19 protein-coding genes and 1 pseudogene are annotated in these 23058 nt (G+C 62.6%); 12 read left to right on the top strand and 8 right to left on the bottom strand.

Annotated features, from left to right (window positions below):
- Positions 1 to 191: 191 nt before the first annotated feature.
- Positions 192 to 3413, bottom strand: coding sequence for an adenylate/guanylate cyclase domain-containing protein (locus NXT3_RS30770; protein ID WP_104841317.1), 3222 nt, complete (start codon positions 3411 to 3413; stop codon positions 192 to 194).
- A 276-nt stretch (positions 3414 to 3689) separates the two neighbouring features.
- Here NXT3_RS30770 and NXT3_RS30765 point away from each other — a divergent pair.
- Positions 3690 to 5115 (top strand): annotated as a pseudogene (locus NXT3_RS30765) (IS1182 family transposase).
- A 376-nt stretch (positions 5116 to 5491) separates the two neighbouring features.
- Here NXT3_RS30765 and NXT3_RS30760 read toward each other — a convergent pair.
- From NXT3_RS30760 to NXT3_RS30745, 4 genes are all read right to left on the bottom strand, one after another.
- Positions 5492 to 5974, bottom strand: a complete 483-nt coding sequence (locus NXT3_RS30760) for a DUF302 domain-containing protein (protein ID WP_037416013.1) — start codon at positions 5972 to 5974, stop codon at positions 5492 to 5494.
- A gap of 31 nt (positions 5975 to 6005) precedes the next feature.
- The gene (locus tag NXT3_RS30755; protein ID WP_104841316.1) at positions 6006 to 7277 is read right to left on the bottom strand and encodes an MFS transporter; all 1272 of its coding nucleotides are present in this window, start codon (positions 7275 to 7277) and stop codon (positions 6006 to 6008) included.
- Positions 7278 to 7357: 80 nt separating this feature from the next.
- Entirely contained in the window at positions 7358 to 7852 is a 495-nt protein-coding gene (locus NXT3_RS30750) for a cupin domain-containing protein (protein WP_097527434.1), read from the bottom strand.
- Positions 7853 to 7963: 111 nt separating this feature from the next.
- The gene (locus NXT3_RS30745) at positions 7964 to 8899 is read right to left on the bottom strand and encodes a LysR family transcriptional regulator (protein ID WP_097527435.1); all 936 of its coding nucleotides are present in this window, start codon (positions 8897 to 8899) and stop codon (positions 7964 to 7966) included.
- Between the two features lie 170 nt (positions 8900 to 9069).
- Between NXT3_RS30745 and NXT3_RS30740 the strand changes: the two genes are divergently transcribed.
- The 9 genes from NXT3_RS30740 (at position 9070) to NXT3_RS30700 (ending at position 17443) form a co-directional block, all read left to right on the top strand.
- On the top strand, positions 9070 to 9900 hold the full coding sequence (locus tag NXT3_RS30740; protein ID WP_050988194.1) for a 3-hydroxybutyrate dehydrogenase: 831 nt from the start codon (positions 9070 to 9072) through the stop codon (positions 9898 to 9900).
- 28 nt (positions 9901 to 9928) lie between these two features.
- On the top strand, positions 9929 to 11011 hold the full coding sequence (locus tag NXT3_RS30735) for a patatin-like phospholipase family protein (protein WP_097527436.1): 1083 nt from the start codon (positions 9929 to 9931) through the stop codon (positions 11009 to 11011).
- A 276-nt stretch (positions 11012 to 11287) separates the two neighbouring features.
- Positions 11288 to 11557: a BufA1 family periplasmic bufferin-type metallophore gene (locus NXT3_RS30730; protein WP_018237578.1), complete on the top strand. Its 270-nt coding sequence runs from the start codon at positions 11288 to 11290 to the stop codon at positions 11555 to 11557.
- 36 nt (positions 11558 to 11593) lie between these two features.
- A complete protein-coding gene (locus NXT3_RS30725; RefSeq protein WP_104841315.1) occupies positions 11594 to 12625 on the top strand; it encodes an MNIO family bufferin maturase in 1032 nt (343 codons plus the stop codon).
- Positions 12612 to 13412 carry an HvfC/BufC N-terminal domain-containing protein gene (locus NXT3_RS30720; RefSeq protein WP_104841314.1) on the top strand — a complete coding sequence of 267 codons (801 nt, stop codon included), beginning with the start codon at positions 12612 to 12614 and terminating at the stop codon, positions 13410 to 13412. Before NXT3_RS30725 ends, NXT3_RS30720 begins: the two co-directional genes overlap by 14 nt.
- Positions 13409 to 13882 carry a DoxX family protein gene (locus tag NXT3_RS30715; RefSeq protein ID WP_037415906.1) on the top strand — a complete coding sequence of 158 codons (474 nt, stop codon included), beginning with the start codon at positions 13409 to 13411 and terminating at the stop codon, positions 13880 to 13882. Before NXT3_RS30720 ends, NXT3_RS30715 begins: the two co-directional genes overlap by 4 nt.
- Positions 13883 to 13885: 3 nt before the next feature.
- On the top strand, positions 13886 to 15202 hold the full coding sequence (locus tag NXT3_RS30710) for an NAD(P)/FAD-dependent oxidoreductase (protein ID WP_097539901.1): 1317 nt from the start codon (positions 13886 to 13888) through the stop codon (positions 15200 to 15202).
- Positions 15203 to 15204: 2 nt separating this feature from the next.
- The gene (locus NXT3_RS30705) at positions 15205 to 17127 is read left to right on the top strand and encodes an adenylate/guanylate cyclase domain-containing protein (protein ID WP_104841313.1); all 1923 of its coding nucleotides are present in this window, start codon (positions 15205 to 15207) and stop codon (positions 17125 to 17127) included.
- Entirely contained in the window at positions 17063 to 17443 is a 381-nt protein-coding gene (locus NXT3_RS30700; RefSeq protein WP_097527440.1) for a DUF3307 domain-containing protein, read from the top strand. Before NXT3_RS30705 ends, NXT3_RS30700 begins: the two co-directional genes overlap by 65 nt.
- A gap of 51 nt (positions 17444 to 17494) precedes the next feature.
- Here the strand turns inward: NXT3_RS30700 and NXT3_RS30695 are convergent, their stop codons facing one another.
- Together NXT3_RS30695 and araD are read right to left on the bottom strand one after the other, a co-directional pair.
- A complete protein-coding gene (locus NXT3_RS30695) occupies positions 17495 to 18286 on the bottom strand; it encodes an NAD-dependent epimerase/dehydratase family protein (protein ID WP_176536643.1) in 792 nt (263 codons plus the stop codon).
- Between the two features lie 10 nt (positions 18287 to 18296).
- The gene (gene araD / locus NXT3_RS30690; protein WP_097527442.1) at positions 18297 to 20021 is read right to left on the bottom strand and encodes an L-arabinonate dehydratase; all 1725 of its coding nucleotides are present in this window, start codon (positions 20019 to 20021) and stop codon (positions 18297 to 18299) included.
- A 77-nt stretch (positions 20022 to 20098) separates the two neighbouring features.
- Between araD and NXT3_RS30685 the strand changes: the two genes are divergently transcribed.
- Positions 20099 to 20821 carry a FadR/GntR family transcriptional regulator gene (locus tag NXT3_RS30685; protein WP_037416018.1) on the top strand — a complete coding sequence of 241 codons (723 nt, stop codon included), beginning with the start codon at positions 20099 to 20101 and terminating at the stop codon, positions 20819 to 20821.
- Positions 20822 to 21056: 235 nt separating this feature from the next.
- Here the strand turns inward: NXT3_RS30685 and NXT3_RS30675 are convergent, their stop codons facing one another.
- A complete protein-coding gene (locus tag NXT3_RS30675; RefSeq protein ID WP_104841311.1) occupies positions 21057 to 22007 on the bottom strand; it encodes a dihydrodipicolinate synthase family protein in 951 nt (316 codons plus the stop codon).
- Between the two features lie 162 nt (positions 22008 to 22169).
- On the opposite strand from NXT3_RS30675, the gene NXT3_RS30670 reads away from it, so the two are divergent.
- Positions 22170 to 23057 (top strand): SMP-30/gluconolactonase/LRE family protein, encoded by an 888-nt coding sequence (locus NXT3_RS30670; RefSeq protein WP_104841310.1) that lies wholly within the window; start codon positions 22170 to 22172, stop codon positions 23055 to 23057.
- Position 23058: the final 1 nt, after the last annotated feature.

Raw genomic sequence — 23058 nt, 5'->3', positions numbered from 1 at the left:
TCTACCGAACGGCTTGGTAGCGGACGAAATCGACGTTCAAGTGTTGTCTGTGGGTAACTTGCCGCGGCACGACGCGGCCTCCGCAATGAGTTCCAAGGAGTTTGCCGGGAAAGGCTCTGGCTCCATTAAGAAAAACGCGCATGAAGCCGACAGTACGGCTTACTGGCTTATTCAACCCAGCATTTGATTGCTTAGGACTGCTCCCCTTTGCCAGGTGTGGACATGGCTCGGAAGCGATGGTCCGCGACGCTCTCACGCGCTCGTGCGATCACTCGCTCTGCCCAGGCAAGGGGTTCTGCACGGGTATAATCCTCAAGCACTTTGGCATGGTGCTCCGCCGCGTCCCAATCGCCGCCCTTGATGCAGGCCTCGATGGCAGACCTCCTGAACTCCAGCTGGTTAAGCACGGCCGCTCCTCTCGCAAGTAGTCCCTCTGCCTCGCCGAGCGACGATGCCCGGACTTCCGGATCGTCGGTGATCAACGCCAGCTCGCCCAAAACGCGCGGCCCCGCGAAACCTATTCCTGTCTCGCGTGCGATTGCGAGCGCGTGTTTCACATGATCAAGCGCGCCATCACTGTCGCCCGAAAGGCGCAACAGGCTGGCGTGTATATATAAGCTGAGAGCTTCGAATCGCCTTGCACCGACCGAGATCGCCAGTTTCAAGGCTGCCTGCGTGTGATCGAGCGCTTTGCCATGTTGTTGCAGCTCGCGATAACAGAGGGCGGCGGCGTTTTGGGCAAGTATCTCCCCCCTTTTGTGGCCAATCTTTGCTGTCTCGGCTATAGCCAGCAAGGCGATCTCCAAAGCCGCCGCCGCGCTTCCTGAGTAGAATTGCGCCATGGCCGCCATCGGGCGGTTCGCCGCAGCAATCCTGGCGAACCCATGCTCTTGGGCGAGGCTCACACAGCGCTCAAACAGCTCGTAAGCAGACACCATTCTGACGCGTATGAACTGCGCGTCGGCGAGGCCGCCTAGCGCCATGGCTTCGAGCTCGACCGAGCCAGCCCTCTTCGCCAACTCCAGAGCCTGCTCGTGCTCGTGACTGCAGGCTTCGGCGTTGCCGCTCGGGAAATAGAGATTGCCGCGCAGAAAGTGAATGCGGGCCAGTTCCGCCGTGAATCCAAGCTGCGAAGCGGTGTTCTCTGCCTGCTCCAGGTCAGCGAAGGCTCCGTCCATGTCATCAATGGTGCGCCTCGCTCCTGCACGGCCGATCAGTACGCTGCAACGGGCCCGATCGTCGATCGCTGCCGTCAGTGCGAGGTCGTAGGCCGCCACCGCGTCCCGGACCCTGCCCAGTTGCTCCAGGATTTCGGCCCTTGATTGGGCTAGCTCGTACCGAACGACAGGGAGGGCGGCAATCTCGAGGCCCCGGTCTGAGAGGCGGAGCGCGTTTTCGTACCGATAGCTCCCGACCAGCAGCTGCACTGCCGACAGGTAGGCGGCGGCTGCCCTGGTGTCTTCGGCGCGATCGAGATGTTCCGCCCGCAAAACTGGATCGTCACTGGCTGCAAACCATTCGGCAGCCGCAAGATGGAGACCACGGCGCCGATTCCGAAGCAACGTCTCGTATACCGCATCCCGGATTAGCGCATGGCTGAACATGATCGCCTCGCCATGGTATCTGAGAAGACGGTGCTCGATCAGCTGGTTCGGCTGGTAATGTGGCTTACCTATGAGATACCGCAGGGCCCCAAGCTCGACCCTGAGGCCCAAGATGGAAGCAGCCTGGAGCGCGGTCCTGTCTGCAGGGTCAACACGGTCGACGCGAGCCTGCATCAAGCTCTGCACCGAACCGGGAACTTCTTGTGCGCCAAGACTCTGCTGCGTCTCGGCCAGGAGCTGCTCCAGAAACAGCGGATTGCCTGCTGCACGCGCGACGCAGCGTTCCACGAAGCTGCTACTGGCGGCCAGCAGTCCGCTCGCGAGTGCACGCGCGTCTTCGAGTTGCAGAGGTCCAAGGTCGAGCGTGACGAGGGAGGCTTCGGCAACCTCCTCACGCCACCCGGAACCAGAAGGGTCTCCCTCGACGCGCGACGTCATCGCGAGAATGGATCTGCTGCGGGCAGTCGCGAGTGCGATCTCCGAGAGCTGTGCCAGCGTTGTCTCATCGGCCCAATGAACATCCTCGACGATAATGAGAATCGGCCGGGCGCGGCTCGCACGCTGCACCAGACTGGCGGGAACCCTTATCCTGCCAGCTCGCCGAGCCTCGTTGTCCATAGCATCCACAAGTACTCGAAGGTCGGGCGGCTGCGGTAGGTCAAGGAGATCGTCCAGGAAAACGAGCTCGTCTTGGTTCACCAGTCCTGCGGCCAAGGCTGAATCGAGCCCGGCTTGGCTTGCTGCAGGTCCATCGGTCAAGGAGATGTTCAGAAGACTGCGCACCAGGGCGCCGATAGCATCACGGCCAGCGCCGCCCCCAAAGTCGAGCACGAGGGCGGCGTGGCAATCAAACCCGCCGTCGCGGGCGACGCGTTGGAACTCCTCGACTAGGCGGGTCTTGCCGATTCCGGCTTCGCCGCGAACGTAAAACACCTGACCTCTGCCTGACGCTCGGCACGATGCCACTGCCGCCCCGAATATCTGAAGCTCTGCCTGGCGGCCAACGAGAGGGCCTGCGTCAGTGGAAGCCTCCGTTCTGCATCGCACTACTTGCCACGCCCGTACAGGTTCTGCGAAGCCCTTCACGTTCAGCCAGCCCCCGTCCACGCAGTCTATCTTGCCGCGTGTCATCCTCATCACGGCATCGGAGATAAGGATGTCTCCGGGCGGCGCCGCGGCCGCGAGTCGGGAGGCGAGATTTACGGATTCGCCTGTCACAGTGTATTCGTGGTGGCTGACACTGCCAGTCGTGCTTGCGACGACCTGACCTCCGGCGACTCCAGCATGAATCTGGAGCCTCCGACCATGGACGTCGGCAAGTTCTGAAACAGCATCGCGTATCTCCAAGGCTGCATGGACTGCACGAACGGCGTCGTTGCCATAGGATATGGGTGCGCCGAAGACGCCCATCACGCAGTCACCGATGTGCTTGTTCAGGTAGCCGCCGTGAGCCACGACGATCGGATCCACACGCTCGAAGAAACCGCCCACAACCTTGTGCAGCTCTTCGGCATCGAGTTCGCGACTGAGGGCCGTAAATCCGGCTATATCTGCAAAGAGGACCGTTACCTGCCGACGCTCGCTCGCGGGGCTATGCACTGCCGGGGCGGGCCACCCGTCGTCGCCAGACGCTTTCAATCTCCTGATTGCGTCAAGAAGCTTCTTTCGGTGCCCGAGCGCAGAAACGCCCAGGTTGCGCAAGTCCTGGTCTGTCAAGTCGCGCAGGACATCGCCATCGATTGCGTTGTCGTGAAACGAACCGACGTACTGCTCGAGCCCTAGTGAGCGCAACCAACTGACAACGTCCACCTGCCTGTCCTTTCAGGTTGAGGCGACATTTGCATTTTTCCCGACGTCTGGAAGCGAGCAAGCTCGCGCTCTCAAGACAACGCCGGCTTGTCGCTCGCGAAGCTCCGTAAATTAGCATTTTAGCATGGTCACGGAACGCCGAACAAAGGATGGTTGCGAGATCCGCTTTGCGGTGGAGTTGCGACGTTCTCTTTGCCCATCACCGGCGACCGCTACGGGTCCAGGCTGTGTGAAAACGCCGAACCTGATAGCCTTTGACATGAGTCGAGGGGATTCATGAAGCGGTATATCGAGGGTGTCGACAGGAGCCAGAGTACACTGCTTCCCGAGCAGTTGGATGACTGGGTGCATGAGGATAGCCCGGTTCGGGTGGTGGACGTCTTCGTTGATGAGCTCAATCTGGCCGATCTCGGTTTTGTACGCTGTGAGCCAAGCAATACCGGGCGCCCCGGTTATCATCCCTCGATCCTGCTCAAGCTCTACATCTACGGCTATCTGAACCGAATCCAGTCGAGCCGACGTCTCGAACGCGAAGCTGGACGCAACATTGAGGTGATGTGGCTGGTTGGGCGTCTTGTGCCTGACCATAAGACCATCGCCGATTTTCGACGCGATAACGGTGGTGCCATCAAGAAGGTCTGTACCGGCTTTGTGCGGCTGTGCCGCGAGATAGGGCTTCTCGCCAAGCCGAGTGTTGCGATCGACGGCAGCAAGTTCAAGGCGGTCAACAACCGAGACCGGAACTTCACCAAGGGCAAGCATGGCGCAGATCGAAGAGAGCGTTGCCCGCTATCTCCACCAGATGGACGGCGCCGACCGGCAGGAGCGCGACGACATTCATTCCGCCAAGATCGAGCGCCTGCAGGAGAAGGTTGAAGGCTTCGACAGGAGGTGGTTCGGCTCAAGGAGATCGAAAAGGAGATGCTGGAAACGCCCGACCAGCAGGTATCGTTCACCGATCCCGATAGCCGGTCAATGGCGACCAGCGGCCGAGGCTCGGGCATGGTCGGCTACAACACTCAGACCGCAGTCGACACCGAACATCACCTTATCGTTGCCCATGAGGTGACCAATGTCGGCAACCGGGCGCAACTTGCCAACATGGCCAAGGCCAGCAAGCAAGCCTTTGAGGCAGACCATCTCGAGGTCGTGGCTGACCGCGGTTACTTTAACAGCGAAGAGGTCCTCGCCTGCGTCGAGCAGAAGATCACGGTGACCATGCCCAAGCCCATGACGTCGGCCAATCGGATCAAGGGGCTCTTCGTCAAGCAGGACTTCCGGTATCTCAAGGACGAGGATGTCTATCTCTGCCCGGCCGGCGAACGGTTGATCTATCGGTACACGCGAGAAGAGGCGGACCTGATGATCCGGCGCTACTGGTCGAGCAATTGTCCAAGCTGCGCCATGCGGTCCAAGTGCACGACCAGCAAGTATCGGCGCATTCAGCGTTGGGAGCAGGAGCATCACCTTGAGGCGATGCAGGCAAGGCTTGATGCTGATCCTGATAAGATGCGGCAACGCCGCGTGACCGCCGAGCACCCCTTCGGGACGATCAAATCATGGATGGGAGCCACGCACTTCCTCACCAAGCGGCTGCCGAACGAGCGCGCGGAAATGGCGCTGCACGTACTCGCCTATAACATGGACCCGGGTCATGAACATCATCGGCTCCAAGGCACTGGTGGCGGCAATACAGGGGTAATAGCCACGCCCATCACGATTGGATGAAACGCTCCCGTCAAACGCCGGCATAGAGGCCAATTCGGCATCTGGAGGGCGCTCGAAGGCAAAAACCGCCTACCATGACGCTTGAGCAACGCTCATATCCCACAATTGGCCATGGCATCAGCGTTTTTACACAGCCAGGGTCGAGAGCCGTTCTTCACTAGCCATTTGCACGCCGCGCGGATGTTCACGTTCGGGCTAGAAAGATCCCATATGCTTGACGGGAACACTTTCCAGCGACGCATTTCGGCAAGCGCGAATCGACGCTCAGATCGCAAGCTCAGTGCGGACCAATGCGGATCATGCGCTCGCCAACTCATTTCAGAGAGCTTAGGCGAGCGCTTAAAGGGTTACTATTTCTTCACGTCATCGGTAACGGCCCTGATCACCTCCGACGCCATGACGAATTCGTGTTTTCTGTTTGCAATACGATGGCGCTTGGCGATCCATTCGAAGTCGGTATAGGCAGCGTAGACGGATCCATCCTCTGCTTCGTAGACAAGAACGCGAACGGGCCAATCGAGACCCGCGAGAGGGTTGGCGGTGATGAATGTTGTGCCAAGCGCTGGATTGCCGAATGTCACCAGGCGCGACGGAAGTACCTTGTTGCCGGCGGCGTTGCCGAGCTTCGCCTGATCGATGACGCTGAACAGCGTGATGCCCTTTTCCTCGACGCTATGTTTGATCCGGTCTACCGTTTCGCCGACCGAATAGCGGCTTTTGACGGTGACAACCCCGTCGCTGTTCCCTGCCTGTGCTGTCGACGTTTGAGCCGACGCCGCGACCGCCGTGACAATCAGGGCGGCCGACCGTATTCCATTGCTGATCGTGATCATCTGAAACTCCTCTGTGTTGCCAAGCGGCATGTCAAGGATGCGTGCGGCCGCTGGATTTTGGTAATGCCGTCTCGTGTCCGTTTCGATAATCGGATTTTATGGTTTGTGGCTCGGTTCGCAGAGGAAGCGTCATCAGGATGGCGATCACGAGTGTCAACACCAACGCCAGCACGCAAAAGCTCCATCCAAGATGATCGTAGATCTGGCCGACAACCAGGCTGCCGAACAGGCCTCCCGTATAGTAGGAGGCGAGATAGGCTCCGCTCGCGGCCGCCTTTTCGATGTCGGCGATGTGGCCCACCTGGCCTGTGACCAGAGCCTGGGCGAGAAAAGTGCCGACGGCGATTAGCGCGAGACCGGAGAGCACCACGGCAAGGCCGCTGCTCAACAAGGCGATGAGACCGAGGATCGCGACAAAGAGGGTGAGCGTGATCGCCGGTGCGGCTCCAAGGCGGCGCGAAATCACCCCGCCCAGTGGCGTCGTAAACAGTGACGGCAGGAAGACGAAATAGACGAGCCCGAGCTGCATGGACGAGAGACCCAGCTCAACGAGCCGGAAATTCACGTAGGTGTAGGTCCCAATGAACACGAAGAGGATCAGAAAGCCGACAGCAAGCATGCTCTGCAGCCCCCGGTTGCCAAGCACGCAGCGCCAGCTCCCGTTGATGCTGCGCATCTGTCGGTTCGGCATTATGTGTTCCGTGCGCTTCAATGTGGTCCAGACCAACGCCGCACCCGCCAGATTGAGGACGGCGAAGGTCAGGAAGTTGATCGACAGACCGCCGGTATCAGCCACCCAAGCCGACAGGGTGCGGCCGAAGAGATTGCTTGCGACGTTGCCGGTGATATAGGCGGCGAGCGCACCCGTTGCTCGGTCGGCCGGATAGTGTTCCGCGAGATAAGCCATGCTGAGTGTGAATGCTGTGGCCATGCACAGGCCCTGCGCCACGCGGAGGCCGGCGAAAAGCATTATGTCTTGGGTAACAGCGAGCAGCGCCGTCGGCACGGCAAGCAAGGTCAGGCTGATCGAAATCCCGTTGCGCCGGTCGAGCGAGCGTCCGAATATGCCGACCGCCAGGCCAGCGACCGCCATGCCCAAGGTGCTGGCGTTGGCCGCGAGGCCCATCGTGGCACGGCTGACCGCGAACTGTCTCTGTAGCGACGGCAAAATCGCCTGGGCAGCGAAAAGATCGACGAGCGTCAGAAATGCGATGAGTGAAATGATGCCGAAGTGCAAGCGTTCTGCCGCCGGGGTCGTCCGAATGGAGACGGGCGCAAGCGCGGCGCGATCGAGATTCGTCATCGCCTTTTCTCCTGGAGCGGAGACGTTTCCCGCCGGTGGCCGGAAACGTCCGAGTTAGGGAAGTTGTGCTGTCGCCGTGTTCACATGGTGTCGGCGTTGTCTGCCATCGGCGGCAGGATATCGGCGGAGTAGAGCACGGCCGGCTCTTTGCCGTTGTTCTTCCACCAATGGGCAAGATCGCCGAACTCTGCGGTAACCTCGCCCGCCTTGTGCTCGATCGGCACCTTGCAGCTGCTGCGGTATTCGGTGATGGTGCCTTCAAGGATCAGGATATTGGCAGGGCGCGCATCATGCGCATGCCACGGAACGACGCCACCCGGCTGCACAACCAGTTTTCGCAGCCTGAGCGCATTGCCTTTCCAGTCGCCGCCCTTCGACGAAAGATCGATGGAGGCGAGGACTTCGTCGGTAACACCTTCCGGCGTAGTCGCGCCCGGCGCCATCGCATCCGCCGCTACTTGATCCTTAGGGCATTCGCCCGCCATGGCCGACGGCGACGCGAGTGCGCTTGCAAAGAGGCCGAGCGCCACGGCGACGACCAACGAGGGGCGACCTGCAATGGATTTCTGGGTCATGTCCGTTTCTCCTTTATGGTCCGGCCGGAGACATTCCGCCGGCATGAGGAGATTGCGGGACATTCAGGCGACAAAGAAATGCCGCCTGCTTTTGAATTCCATAGCTCAGAGCTATTGCGCAAGAGGTGAGGTATCGGCGGCCGACCGGCGCATGTCTATGCCGGAATGCGGTGTGGCCCAGCCGTAAGATTTGACGGCTGCGACGAAGGTGGCAACGGCCGGCGAGAACCGACGACCCGCGACGGTAACGAGGCAGACCTCCCGACTAACCTCCGGCTCGGTTACGGGGCGGACCTGGAGGCCAGGAATGACGGCACTGTACTCGGGAATGAAGCAGATTCCGAGGCCACCGGCCACCATGTTCTGAATCCAGTCCTCCCGCTCGCTCGAATAGGAGATGCGCGTCTTCACGCCAGAGGACTCGCATAGGTCCGTCAAATAATCCCAATATTCGCAGTTCACGCGCCTTAGGTAAATTTCACCATCTATCGCGGTGATGGGAACGGCCTCGTATTGGCAGAGACGGTGACCGGCGGGAAAGGCAAGCATGAATCTTTCACGAAACAGCGGCGTCACGTCGAAGCGTTCGGGAAAGCGGTCGCTGCTCGCCATGACAGCGACATCGATCTCTCCCTCTTCAAGCAGCTCTGAAAGCCTGGACGGCACGCCTTCGACGAGCTGAAGCTGGATGCCTCGGTGGCGCATGTTGAAGTCGGTCAGGAGACCGGTGAACCGACGCGGCCCGATTGTGCACATGATGCCGACCTTCACATGCGCATCCTCAAGGCACAGGAAGCGCGACGCCTCCTGCCTAACGCCGGATAGTTCGTCGAGAATTGATTGGAATCGTGGTCGAAGTAGGTTTCCGAGATCCGTAAGGTGGGTCAGGTTCCGTTCCCGCCGAAACAAGAGCCCACCGACCTCGTCTTCGAGCTGTTGAATTGCCCGGCTGAGTGCTGGCTGGGTCACGTTGGACTTTTCTGCCGCCCGCGTGAAGTTCCGCGTCTCGCAGACTGCTAGGAAATACCGCACGTGGTGAATATCCATGCCCGCCCCCGCAAGGTTTTGTCGAGGCGGCCAACTTCCTACGCGCGTGGCGCCTGTACCAATGCAATTCACCTATCGATTTCATAGCACAGTAGCATTTCAGTTGGAATGAATATGGCGGCATCCTCTACTCGAAAAGGCTCTTCGGCCGAGACGTGAGGAGACGTTACATGCTCAAGGCAACTGACGCAGAGATCGATTCAATGTTCGGGCGCAGGACGCTCGAGGGCCGCAGTGCCATCGTGACCGGTTCAACAAGTGGTATCGGTCTCGGCATCGCACAGGCAATGGCAAGGGCGGGTGCCGCGGTGATGCTCAACGGTTTCGGCAACCCGGCCGAGATCGAGGGACAACGAGCTGCGATGGCGGACGAAAACGACGTCGACGTCGCGTTCGACAGCGCGGACATGTCGAGCCCCGAGGCGATCCGGATGATGGTGGCGCGCGCCGTCGCGCGCTTCGGCCAGGTCGACATCGTCGTCAACAATGCCGGCATCCAGCATGTCGCACCGATTGCCGAATTTCCGGCCGCCAAGTGGGACGCGATCATGGCGGTCAACCTCTCCGCCGCGTTCCATCTCGTTCAGGCGACCTATGGCCAAATGCAGTCCCGCGGGTATGGACGCATCATCAACGTCGCCTCGGCTCATGGGCTCGTCGCATCTCCGTTCAAATCGGCTTACGTGGCGGCCAAGCACGGCCTCGTCGGTCTGACGAAGGTCTTGGCTCTGGAGGGCGCCGAGTTCGGCATAACGGCGAATGCGATCTGCCCTGGCTATGTGTGGACGCCGCTCGTTGAACAGCAGATTGACGACCAGGCAAAGTCCCACGGCATCGCGCGCGATGCCGTCATCCGCGATGTGTTCCTGAAGAACCAGCCGACCAAGCGCTTCGCGACCGTCGAGGAGATGGGGGCGCTGAGCGTCTTTCTGTGCACCAGTGCCGCAGCCTCCATAACCGGGGCGGCGATCCCCGTCGATGGCGGATGGACAGCGCATTGATTGCCCGTGGCAAAAAAGGAGGAGAGCCATGAACAAGCACGCCAACGTGAAGTTGCCGGCGTCTCACGACCATGAAAGGGCGTCCGTGGACGTCCGTCCACCACGAACGATAAACTTGGCGCTTCAGGGCGGCGGTGCGCATGGCGCATTCACCTGGGGCGTGCTCGACCGGCTGCTCGACGAGGCGAACCTTTCCTTCGAAGGCATCGTTGCGACCAGTGCCGGCGCGATGAACGCCGCCGTCCTGGCCTATGGGCTTGCGGAGGGTGGACGCAGCGGCGCGCAAAGGGCTCTCGCCAATTTCTGGCGTCGCATCAGCCATGCGGCAGCCTTCAGTCCTCTGCAGCCGAGTTTGCTCGACCGCCTGACCGGGGCGAAATCCTTGGAGTATTCGCCCGCCTTCGTCGTGTTCGACATGGTGACGCGGCTGCTATCGCCCTACCAGTTCAACCCATTGAACTACAATCCGCTGCGCCAGGTTCTGGAACAGTCGATCGATCTCGATGCGATCCGCATGTCCCGTTGTCCCGTGAAGCTGAACATTTGCGCCACCAACGTGCGCTCCGGCAAGGTGAAGGTTTTTTCCAATGACGAGATCTCGATCGATGCGGTGATGGCATCCGCCTGTCTGCCGTTCCTCTTCCAGGCCGTCGAGATCGATGGCGAGGGCTATTGGGATGGCGGCTACATGGGGAACCCGGCAATTTTCCCTTTGATCTACGGCTGCGATACTCCGGATGTGCTGGTGGTGCACATCAATCCCCTCGAGCGAACGGAACTGCCGCGGACTGCGGCTGAAATCCTGAACAGGATCAACGAAATCAGCTTCAATTCGTCGCTGCTCAGGGAGATGCGAGCAATCGCTTTCGTGACGCAACTGATCGATTCCGAGACGGGTAATTCCCTCGGGCTCAAACGGATATTCGTGCACGGCATCTCCGACGACGAGACAATGAGAAACCTCAGCGTCTCAAGCAAGCTGAATGCCGAGTGGGGAGCCCTCGTGGACCTCCGTGACCGCGGTCGACAATGCGCGGAGGACTGGCTGATGGCGAACTATGACGCGATAGGGAAGCGTTCGAGCGTCGATATCAGTACGCGTTACCTCTAGGCGGTTCGACGCTTCCCGACCAATCAGGCGCGTCGCCACCGGTCGAGCGCACCTCCCTTGCCATCTCCCTCCCGCGGCAGTCCTGCCTCCCGATACGGCCCGATAGGCCCGATCCGGGGGGCTTTTTTCGTCTCAGGTGCGCCCGTCACCGGCGGATATTTTCGGCCTATCGAAACCATGCCTGAACAGCATTTCAAAGAGCTCGAGCGGTCTGCGAAGCTTGTCGGTATCAGGCCGATACCCGGTTTGAACAACGTCAAATCCAGGAGATGTTCAATGATCAACACTCGTACGCTCATCAGTTCCGCGCTTGCCGCGATCGCCTCCGTCTCGGCGTCGACCGCATCGGCAGGACCGGCCGCCCAGCCGGAGTTCTCGTTCGAGAAATGCTACGGGATCGTCAAGGCCGGGCAGAACGACTGCCAGACAGCCACGCATTCCTGCGCGGGCACCTCGACGATGGACGACCAGGCGGATGCCTGGATCTACGTGCCTGCCGGCACCTGCGGAAAGATCGCCGGCGGCAGCAACGCCCCCAAGGCCTGACGGCCTCCGGAAAACAAGCAAAAAGGGAGTAGACCGATGCCCAAGACGTTTCCAACCCACCCGGTGCCGTGCGCTGCGGGCATCGGCCTCCGTTCGATACACATTGCCGAGGTGCTTTCCCGCAGGCCTGCTGCGGGTTGGCTGGAAGTCCATGCCGAAAACTACATGGGCCAATCAGCGGCCGTGGATGCGCTCGAGAAGCTGCGCGAGGTTTATCCGCTTTCGGTGCACGGCGTCGGACTGTCGCTCGGCAGCGCCTCGGGTCTCGACCGAGCTCATCTGGAGCGGCTGCGTCTCGTCTGTGAGCGCTTCCAGCCGGCGATCGTCTCGGAGCACCTTGCTTGGAGCGTCGCCGACGGCGCCTACCTCAACGACCTCCTGCCGCTCCGTTACGATGACGAGGCGCTCGCCATCGTTTCCGGGAACATCGGCCGGCTGCAGGACACGCTCAAGCGTCAGGTGTTCATCGAAAACCTTTCGGCCTACCTGGCCTTTGCAGAATCGAGCATGACCGAGGCCGAGTTCCTGAGCGAGCTCGTCAACCGGACGGGTTGCGGCTTGCTGCTGGACGTCAACAACGTGCATGTCTCCGCAAGCAACCTCGATTTCGATGCATTGGAGTTTATCGACGCCCTGCCTGCCGAAGCGATCGGTGAAATTCACCTTGCCGGCCACGCCGTCAACGAGGTCGACGGCGACGTCATTCTCATCGACGACCATGGGTCGCGCGTGCCGCCGGCCGTCTGGTCGCTCTATGCCCACGCTCTCCGCAGGATCGGCCCGCGACCGACACTGATCGAATGGGACACGGATGTGCCGCCGCTCGAGGTCCTATTGGGCGAAGCCATGTGGGCAGACATGCTCGCCCGCAGTATCGCTTTCGGCGGGCGCCCGGAGGAGCTGCCGGTCGCCGTGCCGGACAGCCGTTTCGAGACAATGACGCTACCCCGCCGCGACAACGCCAGTGGCATCCGTTTCCCGGCGCTCGCTGCCATAGCAGCAGTTAGAGCCGCTTGCGGCAAGTGCCCAACGGACCATTGCAGGAGGGACGGCCATGTCCTCCATTGAAGCCTTGCAGAGCGTCGTCGCGCGTGCGGTTCTGACGACCGGTCCCGCCGATATCCTGCCGCTCCTCGAGCGGGGTCGTTTCGATCCCGCAAGGCGGCTCAATATCTACCGCAACAATACGTTGGTCTCGCTCACGACGACGTTGAAGGCCGTGTTTCCCGTGACGGTGCGGCTGCTCGACGAGCGCTACTTCACTTACCTAGCCGGCTGCTTCATCCGGAACAGCCCGCCACAAGAGCCGCGCCTTTCGCGTTACGGCGCAGGATTTGCGCCATTCCTCGCGCGCTTCGAGGGAACCGCCGATATGCCGTTCGTTTCCGAGGTGGCGCGTTTGGAGTGGAAGATCGCCGAAGCGCTCGACGCTCCGTTGGAGCGGCCAAGCACACTCATCGAGCTCTACGAAGGGCTTTCGAGCGGGTCCTTCGCGCTTTTCCTACAACCTTCGCTGCGACTTGTTCTCTGCCGCTGGCCCGCCCTCAGCATATGGGCGGCGCACCAGCAGGGAGGCAATCCCGACAAACTCGCCCATCTCAAACGGGAGCCGGAACGCATTGCGCTGTGGAGACGTGCCGACACCGTTCGCTTCCTGCGCCTCGACGCCGCGGAGTTTGCGTTCTGGCACATGTTGATGCGGGGCAGCGGAATCGAGGCTGCGGTCGCTCGCGCCTGCCGCCATTCGCCTGAGTTCGATATTGCCCGCGCGCTGACGGGCCTTTTCGTCAGCGAACTCGTCATCGGCATCCATCGCATGAAGCGGTCTTCCAACCAACAGGAGAGAGTGTCATGACCACAATGCGCGCAACACCCGTCAGTATTTCCAAAACGATATACAGGCTTCACGACACTGTCGTGGCGTTGGCGACCGCCCTGCCGCTATCGATCGTGCAACTCGCATCCCGCGCGGCGATCGCAGAGATTTTCTGGCAATCCGCTCAGACGAAGCTTGCATCCTGGCCGATAACGCTCCAGCTATTCGCCTTCGAATATCGCGTGCCGCTGCTCGATCCCGGATTGGCCGCCCTTATGGCAACAGCGGCGGAACTCAGTGGCGCGGCGATGCTCGCCCTGGGACTGCTCGCGCGGCTCGCGTCGCTGATGCTGCTCGGCGTCGTCGCCACCATCCAGATCTTCGTCTACCCGGATCATTGGGTCGAGCATCTGATGTGGACGAGCTTGCTCCTGCTCATCCTATCGCGCGGCGCCGGCGTCATTTCCGTCGATCATCTGGTCGCCCGACGCATCCGTGCCGGAGGCTGAGCGATGTCGGTGACGCCTGTTCAGAGCGGCTCCGCGCCGGGCAAGATCGCGGCCGGCGTGGAGCCGACAATGCACCGGCCGCGCGTGGTCATTCTCGGTGCGGGCTTCGGCGGCCTGAATGCAGCGTTGACGCTTCGCCGCGCGCCGGTCGAAGTCACCGTCATCGACCGGCGAAACTATCACCTGTTCCAGCCTCTCCTTTATCAGGTGGCGACCGCGGGACTCTCGCCGGCGCAGATTGCCATGCCCATCCGCCGCATTCTTTCACGGCAGTCGAATGCCACGGTTCTGATGGACAAGATCGAGGCGGTCGATACCGGCGCGCGATGCGTAGTGACCGGTAGCCGGCGCATCCCCTATGACTACCTGATCGTCGCGACCGGCGCCCGCCACACTTATTTCGGCAACCATACTTGGGCGGACCACGCCCCGGGCCTGAAGACGATCACGGATGCGACGGCGATCCGGGCGCGCATCCTCTCCGCCTTCGAACGGGCGGAGGTGACCGATGACCCCCGCTTGCGTCAGACGCTGTTGACCTTTGTTGTCGTCGGCGGCGGGCCGACCGGTGTCGAACTGGCCGGCGCCATCGCCGAGCTCTCGCGAAGGACGATCGTTCGTGATTTTCGGCGCATCGATTCGTCCTCCGCCCGGGTCGTGCTCGTCGAGGCGGGTGAGCGGATACTGCCAGCGATGCCGCCCTGCCTTTCGAGGAAAGCCCAGAGACAACTCGAAAGGCTTGGCGTCGAGGTCCTGCTCGGCAATGCCGTCGCCGACTGCGACGACAGCGGCGTGCGGCTGGCGGACGGAACTGAAATCGGCTCCGCCTGCATTCTCTGGGCCGCAGGCGTCATGGCTTCTCGCGCCGCCAAGTGGATCGCCGCGCCGGCCGACCGTGCCGGACGGGTCCTGGTCGACGGGCGCCTCAATCCGCCGGGGCACGGCGAAATATTCGTCATCGGTGACACTGCTTCAGTCGCTGGTGTGGACGGGTGCCCTGTACCGGGCGTGGCACCGGCGGCCAAGCAGATGGGTCGCTACGCGGCGCGCGCCATTCTCGACGACGTGGCGGGACGGCAGTCGACGCCATTCCGTTACCGTGACTACGGCAATCTCGCGACCATCGGCCGCAAGGCAGCAGTTGCGGATTTCGGCAATGCCAGGCTCTCCGGCTATGCCGCATGGCTCGTCTGGAACTTCGCCCACCTCTGGTTCCTCGTCGGCTTCCGTAATCGCCTCGTGGTCTTTCTCGACTGGGCCCATGCTTATGTCCGCAACGATCGGGCCGCCCGTTTGATCACCGGCAGAAACGAGGGCTAGCGATGTATCGCCCGAAGCTCGCCCAAGTCGTCGTGCTTCTGCTCTTGCTCGCGGTCCTGTCGACTGCCGCGCTCATCCATCTTATCTGGCAGCGTGCCGCCAGCGAGAACATCGACGAGGTCGTAGCCAGTCTCGATACGCAGACGGCCGGGTCCGTCCGCAATGATCTCACCTCGACGCTCGCCCTCGTTTCGAGCACGGCTGAGATCGTCCGATCCATCCTTTTCCAGGGTGCCATCAGCGCCGGCGACGAGGTGAAACGCGAGTTCCTGTTCCTTTCCCTGTTACGCGAACAGTCGGCGATCACCTGGATCGGCTTCGGCTTTCCGGATGGGCGCTTCTTCGGTTCGCATGCGACTGCCGACGGGCGGATCGAAATGGTCGAAATCGGCGTCGCCGAGCCGGGAGAATTGCGTCAACTCAGGCGTGACCGCTATCGGCCGATCCCCGGAGACATCTTTTTCGAGCAGCGCATCAAGGCGGAAAGCGCCTATGTGGCGCTCGGCGCGCCCTGGTATCGTCTGGGAAGGGACGGAGGTGACCCTGTCTGGACGGTCACCAATGTTCTGCCGAACGGGTTCGAGCCATCCATCGTTCTCTCGACGCGCGTCGACATGTTCGGGAAGTTTGCCGGCGTGGTGATGGTGGCGGTTAGTCTCAGACGCCTGTCGCAAGCGCTCAAGGCGGTCAACATGCCAGTCGGCAGCAAGGCCTTCGTTCTCGATGAGCATGGCCGCGTACTGGCCAACTCGCAGCCTTCCGACGGTGTGATGGCGGCGCACTTTTCCGATTTCCCGGAGTCTGATGCCGTCGCGGCGGCCGCGGCAGAGGCGGTGGCTCTCAACGGAGGAGCTGCGTTTCGTGCCGTCACGCAAAGCGCCGCACTCGGACCCGTCTTTGTGTCGTCGTCGCGCCTTCCGTTTGAGCGATGGCGGCTCATCACCGCCACGCCTCGGTCGACCTTCGCAAGCGGCATCGACGAGAATATCCGGCGCATTCCGATTGCAGTGTTGGCAATTGCGGGTCTCGCGGCAACCACGGCCGTCGTCTTCGCCAATTTGCTCTTTGCTCGGCCGCTCGCGCGGCTGGCGGTACAGCTGCGTGCGGTCGAGCACTTCTCGTTTGAGAGCGTCCGGCATCACCCGACCTTTCTGGCCGAGCTCAACGACTTCTCCGACGCCTTGAAGCGTATGTCGATCGGGCTTTCGGCCTTTGCTCGCTACATGCCGCTCGACGTCGTGCGGCCGCTCGTCGAAGGTAGCATCGAGCCGAAGCCGGGCGGTGAGCTTTGCGACATTACGGTGATGTTCGCCGACCTGCCCGGGTTCACGGAACTGACCGAGAGGCTCGGACCGGCCGTCGAGCCGCACCTGACGCGCTTCCTGACGACCGCGGTCGCCGCCATCCATGCGGAGGGCGGTACGGTCGACAAGTTCATCGGCGATGCCGTTATGGCCATCTGGAATGCACCCGGAAGGCAGGCGGATCACGCCGCTCGGGCCTGCCGCGCCGCAACGGCAATCCGGGATGCGATGCACACAGAGCCGCCCGTCTCGGTCGGGCATGGCGAGGTCCGCGTGCGCATCGGCATCAACAGCGGGACGGCGCTGATCGGCAATATCGGCTCGGCTGAGCGGCTGAGCTACACCGCCATCGGCGACACGGTCAATCTGGCGAGCAGGCTCGTGGGCGTTGCCAAGGAGCATGGCGTCGAGATCGTCCTCAGCGATGCGACGGTGCAGGCGTCCGATGCATTTGCGCACACGACGTCTCTCGGCCTAGCTACGGTCCGCGGCAAGGCCGAACCAGTGGCCGTGTACACGATAGACCCGCCGGATGTCGCGTTTCAGGGAGGAGACAATGGAAATGGCACTTATCACGGCGATGATGATTGCTTGCTTACAGCTCAAGCATTTCGTTGCTGATTACGTGCTGCAGCCGGACTGGGTTCTGCGTGGCAAAGGCGATTTGCGGATGATCGGCGGCTATGTCCATGCGGGGACCCATGCGCTCGGAACCGTTCCGGCGCTGCTTCTGGTCGGCGCCGACTTGGGACGGGTTGTCGTTCTCGTCCTTGCCGAATTCATCGTTCATTACCTCATCGATTACGCGAAGGCGTTCTTGTCACTGCGCAGTAGCGCTGACGCTTCGACCCGCGCCTACTGGGCTATGCATGGTGCGGATCAATTGATGCACCAACTTACCTATGCGGGATTGATCTTGGCCACGCTGGTGTACTGACTCTGTCGACGACGACCAAACCGGTACTTAGGCCCCAGTGTCAAACGTGTTTCACCGCTTACCGACTATCCCCTTGGTCGCGAGCCGGCCGCCCTGGTAGTGGCTGCCACCGGCGGGCTGGCCTTCGCGCCGCTCGATCTTCTCGCGATAGGGCTCGCTCGTGTCCTGCGGCTCCCAGCCGAGGAAATCGGCATGGGCGTTCGACCACCAGGCGTCGCGGTTTGCCGAGACGCCGTAGAGCACCAGATGGCCGATCACGGGGGCCCCGATGAGCTTTCGGACGAGCGAAAGGAAATCGCGCGGGCTGAGCCAGGTGGAGAGCGTGCGGCGGTCCTTCGGTGCTTCGAAGCAACTGCCGATCCGGAGGCAGGCCGTTTCGAGGCCGAACTTGTCGTAATAGAGCCGCGAAAGGTCCTCGCCGAAACACTTGCTGACGCCGTAGAGGCTGTCCGGCCGTCGCTCCGACCTGTCGTCGAGCCCTTCGCCGACCGGGTGGAAGCCGATCACATGGTTGGTGCTCGCGAAGAGGATGCGCCGGACGCCGGCCTTGCGAGCCGCCTCGTAGAGATTGTAGGTGCCGAGGAAATTCGCCTGAATCAGCGCGTCGAAGCTCGCTTCGCCCGAGATCGCTCCGAGATGCAGGATCATGTCGCAGTCGCGCGCCAGTGTATCGACCGCCGCACGATCGGCGAGGTCGCATCGCACCACTTCCTCGCCCGGACGGGAAGGAGAGATGTCAACGATGTCGGAGAGGCGCAGGATCTCCGCCGATCCTTTCAGCGGCTCGCGCAGAAGATGCCCGAGGCGGCCGCCGGCGCCCGTCACCAGAAGTCGTTTGATCATCGGTATTGCCTCAATGAATCTCCGGCTCGGGCAGCTTGTGGGGCGACTGCAGGAAGGTGAAGTCGCAGCCCTCCGGCGCCTGCTGGATGTGTTCGGCATGCATCTTCAGATAGCCGCGCGAATAGTCGCGCTCCGGCGGCCGCCATTCCGAAAGCCGGCGTTCGATCTCGGCCGCCTCGACCTCGAGGGTCAGCGTCCGCCCGGCGACGTCGAGGGCGATCATGTCGCCGTTGCGGACCGCCGCCAGCGGCCCGCCGACATAGGATTCCGGCGCCACATGCAGGATGCAGGCGCCATAGCTGGTGCCGCTCATCCGCGCATCGGAAATCCTCACCATGTCGCGCACGCCCTGTTTCAAGAGTTTCTTCGGGATCGGCAGCATGCCCCATTCGGGCATGCCCGGCCCGCCGACCGGGCCGGCATTGCGCAGGATCATCACCGACTCGGCGGTGACGTCGAGATCCTCGTCGTTCACCGCCCGCATCATGGTGTCGTAATCATCGAAAACGAGCGCCGGGCCGCGATGCTTGAGCAGCGCGGGGTCGGCGGCGGCCGGTTTCATCACGCAGCCGTCGGGCGCGAGATTGCCCTTGAGGATCGCCGTGCCGCCGCGGCCGGCGACCGGGTTGTCGAGCGGCCGGATCACCTCGGGCAGGTGAACCTCGGCACGCTCGATCGCGCTGCCAAGCGTGCCGACGACGTTGCGTTCTTTGAGGTTGAGCAGCGGCTCCAGCCGTTTCCAGAGCGCCAGCAAACCCCCCGCGTAATAGAAATCCTCCATCAGGAATGCGCCGGTCGGGCGGATGTTGCAGAGCACCGGCACCTTTTCCGACATGCGGTCGAAATCTTCCAAGCTCAGCTGGACGCCGCACCGCCGCGCCATGGCGATCAGATGGATCATCGCGTTGGTCGAGCCGGCCATCGCCATATGCACCGCCAGCGCATTCTCGAAGGCGTTGGCGGTCAGGATGTCGGAGGGCTTCAGATCCTCGAAGACCATCTCGACGATGCGGGCCCCGGAAAGCGCCGCCATACGCGAATGGCCGGCATCCGAGGCGGGAATGGCGGAGGCGCCGGGAAGACAGAGGCCGAGCGTATCGGCGAGCGCCGTCATCGTCGAGGCGGTGCCCATCGTCATGCAGGTGCCGTAGGAACGGGCGATGCCGCGCTCCATCTCGTTCCATTGCAGCTCGGTGATCTGGCCGGCCTCCTTCTCGGCCCAGTATTTCCAGACATCCGAGCCGGATCCGAGCGCCTGGCCGCGATAATTGCCGCGCAGCATCGGCCCGGCCGGCACGAAGATCGTCGGCAGGTCGACCTGGATCGCCCCCATGATCGTCGCCGGCGTGGTCTTGTCGCAGCCGGCGAGCAGGACGACGCCGTCGACCGGATGCGAACGGATGAGCTCCTCCACTTCCATGGCGAGGAAGTTGCGGTAGAGCATCGTCGTCGGCTTCACATAGGTCTCGGCGAGCGACATGGCCGGCAGCTCGACCGGGAAGCCGCCGGCCTGCCAGACGCCGCGCCTGACCTCGTCGGCGCGGGCGCGCAGATGCGCGTGGCAGGGGTTGATGTCGCTCCAGGTGTTGATAATCGCGATAACAGGCTTGGCGGCGATTTCCTGCTGGTCATAGCCCATCTGGTAGAGCCGCGAGCGGTGCCCGAAGGATCGCAGGTCCTTGGCGCCAAACCAGCGGAAGCTCCTAAGATCTTCCGGGTGCTTGCGTTTGGTCATCGGCGGCCTCCTTTGCATTCCCCATCGGCTCGGCTAAATTAGACCTGTTCAGAAAGATGACAGGCGAGACCAAGCTATTGAACGACGTATCGTTGAAACTGAAACCGGCGCGGCGCGAACGCCTCGCCGACGTGCTTTACGGCCAGATCCTCGAGCAGATCACCAGCGGCCAACTGGTCGAGGGCGCGAAGCTGCCCTCCGAGGCGCGCATCTGCAGCGACTTCCAGGTCTCCCGGCCAGTCGTCCGCGAGGCGCTGATGCGGCTGCAGGCGGACGGGCTGGTGGTGTCGCGTCAGGGGATAGGCACTTTCGTCAAGTCGCGGCCTTCCAACAAGCTGACCGACTTTGCCGCCTCGGCGGAGATCGCCAGCTATCTGAGGGCATTCGAGCCGCGCCTGGCGCTCGAGACCGAATGCGCCGGGCTGGCCGCGATGCGGCGCACCAAGGCGCAGCTCAACCAGATCGGCGAGGCGCTTCAAGCGCTCGAAATGGCCTTCCAGCGTGGCGAGACGGGCTGGGAGGAGGATTTCGCCTTTCACCTCACCGTCGCCGCAGCCGCGGGAAACGAGCTTTTCCCGCGGCTGCTGCAGGACCTGCGCGACATCATGAGCGGCTCGATGCGCATGGCGCTCGGCCTCACGCGGCAAGGCTCGGACGATAGGCGGCGCCGGGTGCTCGAGGAGCACCGCAAGATCTTCCTGGCGATCTCCAGCCAGAACGCCGACCTCGCGCGCCTCCACATGCGCTATCACCTGACCGAATCGCGCGCCCGCGTCACCGGCTCCTACGGCGACCTGTAGTCGAAGTTCCGCGTTGTCCGTCGCGGACGGTCTGACCCCCTCTGGCCTGCCGGCCATTTCCCCCGCAAGGGGGGAGCGCGCGTGGGGCACGACCGATGCACCCATAAAGAGGCGCTGCATGGCCGAAGCCGTTCTGTTGAAGCGGTGGCCTTGCCACGAGTCGATCTCCCGCCTTATGGGGAAGATGTCCGGCAGGCCAGAGGGGGGTGGGGCAAGGGCCATTGCCGATTGTTCGTCAGGCGCTCGCCGACAGCCGTGGCGCGGCCGCCGCCTCGCTCCTGGCTCTCAGCTCGCGCGCTGCCTTGCCGATCGCCTCGAGCTGTTCGGCGCCGTCGAGATTGGTGAGGAAGTCGCCGATCGGTCCCGCTTCGCAGATGCCGGCGAGCCGCACCGCCTCGTGCAGAACGCGGATCGGCGAGTGGGCGTCGCGGAGATCCTCGAGCGGTAGGAAGCTTTCGCGAAGGGCCCTTGCCTCGGCGAACCGACCCTCGCGGCCCGCCTTCAGGATCGCTGTCGACAGATGCGGGGCGACGCAGACCGAGCCGGATGTGAAGGCCGCCAGGCCCATTTCCATGTGGTCGATCGCCGGCCGCTCGCCGATGCCGCTGACGATGCGCTCGCCGGAGCCTACGGCGTCGAGGATATCGGCGAGATAAGGGTCGTTCTTCGGCTCCGGACGCACGACCGCATATTTCAAAGCAGTGATGGCGCCGTCGCGAAACAGGCGGGCGACGTCGGAAGCCTGCATGAAGCCGTCATTCTTGATATAGGCGATCAGCGGCCGGCCGCCGATGTCGGCAAGCTTTGCGAAGCCGGAGGCCAGCCCTGTCGGCGTTGCCGGAAAGGAGAGCGGCAGGACCATGGCCGTCGGAAAGGCGCGGTCTCGCAGGATGGCCGCCTGGTCGGCCGCCTTGCCGAAATCGGCGCCGATCGACGGGATCATCCAGCCGTCGGCCGGCGCGATCTCCTCGAGCATGTCGAGCAGCCGGCCGAAATCCATGACGCCGAAATTGTAGAGATTGGCGTTGCCGCCATAGAGATAAGTCGTCACGCCGCCCGAGCGCAGCCAGTCCACCTGCCGGCGATTTTCCGCCTTGCTCGGCACGCCCTGCGCGTCACGCGCCAGAGGCGGCACCGAGAGGACGGAAGCGCCGAGGTCGGCGACAGTGACGGGCGTCGTTTTCATGGAAATCTCCCTGGCCGATTTCCTGTATTTTTAATTTACAAGTTGAGGCGGGGCAAGAGCAATGTTAAAGAAAAGCGGGAGAGGTAGATCTCATGAATTCCTCTAGATAGTCGGTTCGCACGGCGTTCCGAAAAATGCCGGGCGTCAGAGCGTGGTGCGAACATGTCTTTCGACCTAACATTTGAATGCGTGCTGGACCTGCGTTGCGCCGTGGCCGAGAGCCCCGTCTATGACGAGCGCCGGAACTGCCTGTTCTTCGTCGACGTCGGTCACGGCACCCTTCACCGAGCCGATCTTTCCGGGGCCGATCACACCGAGTGGTCTTTGGAAGGCGGCGCCTGCAGCCTCGGGCTCGCACGGTCCGGCCGTCTCGTCCTGGCGCAGCGCGACCGGGTCGTGCTGTTCGATCCGGGAAGCGGCGCGATCGTCCGCAAAATTGCCGAGATCGAGCCAGAGAGGCCACATACGCGCCTGAACGACGGCAAGGTGGGGCCGGACGGCGCCTTCTGGGTCGGCACCATGCACGAGGTCGCTGTCGACCGGCGGCCGATCGCCTCGCTTTATCGCGTGACGCCCGCAGGCGCCGTCGAGTGCAAGGTAGAAAATATCATCTGCTCGAACGGGCTTGCCTGGAGCGCTGATGGCACCGTCCTGTTCCACTCCGATTCGCGCGGGCCCTGGATCGACCGCTGGCGGTTCGATCCGGCGACCGGCGAACTCTCCGGCCGCAAGCGGCTGGCGGATCTCGACGAGGGACGCGGACGGCCGGACGGCGCGGCGACCGATGCCGACGGCAACTACTGGAGCGCCGGCGTCTCGGCCGGCGTCATCAATTGCTTTTCCCCGGAAGGCCGGCTGATCAAGGCGCATCTGTTTCCTGTACCCGCGCCCACCATGCCCTGCTTCGCCGGCCCGGATCGGCGGACGCTCTTCGTCACCTCCTTGCGCCCGACCGATACCGCCAAGGAGAGCCCCGCCGGCAGCATCTTCGCCGCCCGCAGCCCACTAGCAGGAGCCGCCGTCCATCGCTTCGATGACCGGCGGCTCTGAC

This window comes from Sinorhizobium fredii (assembly GCF_002944405.1).
Taxonomy (GTDB): Bacteria; Pseudomonadota; Alphaproteobacteria; order Rhizobiales; family Rhizobiaceae; genus Sinorhizobium; species Sinorhizobium fredii_C.
This window is presented reverse-complemented; position numbering and strand designations above follow the sequence as displayed.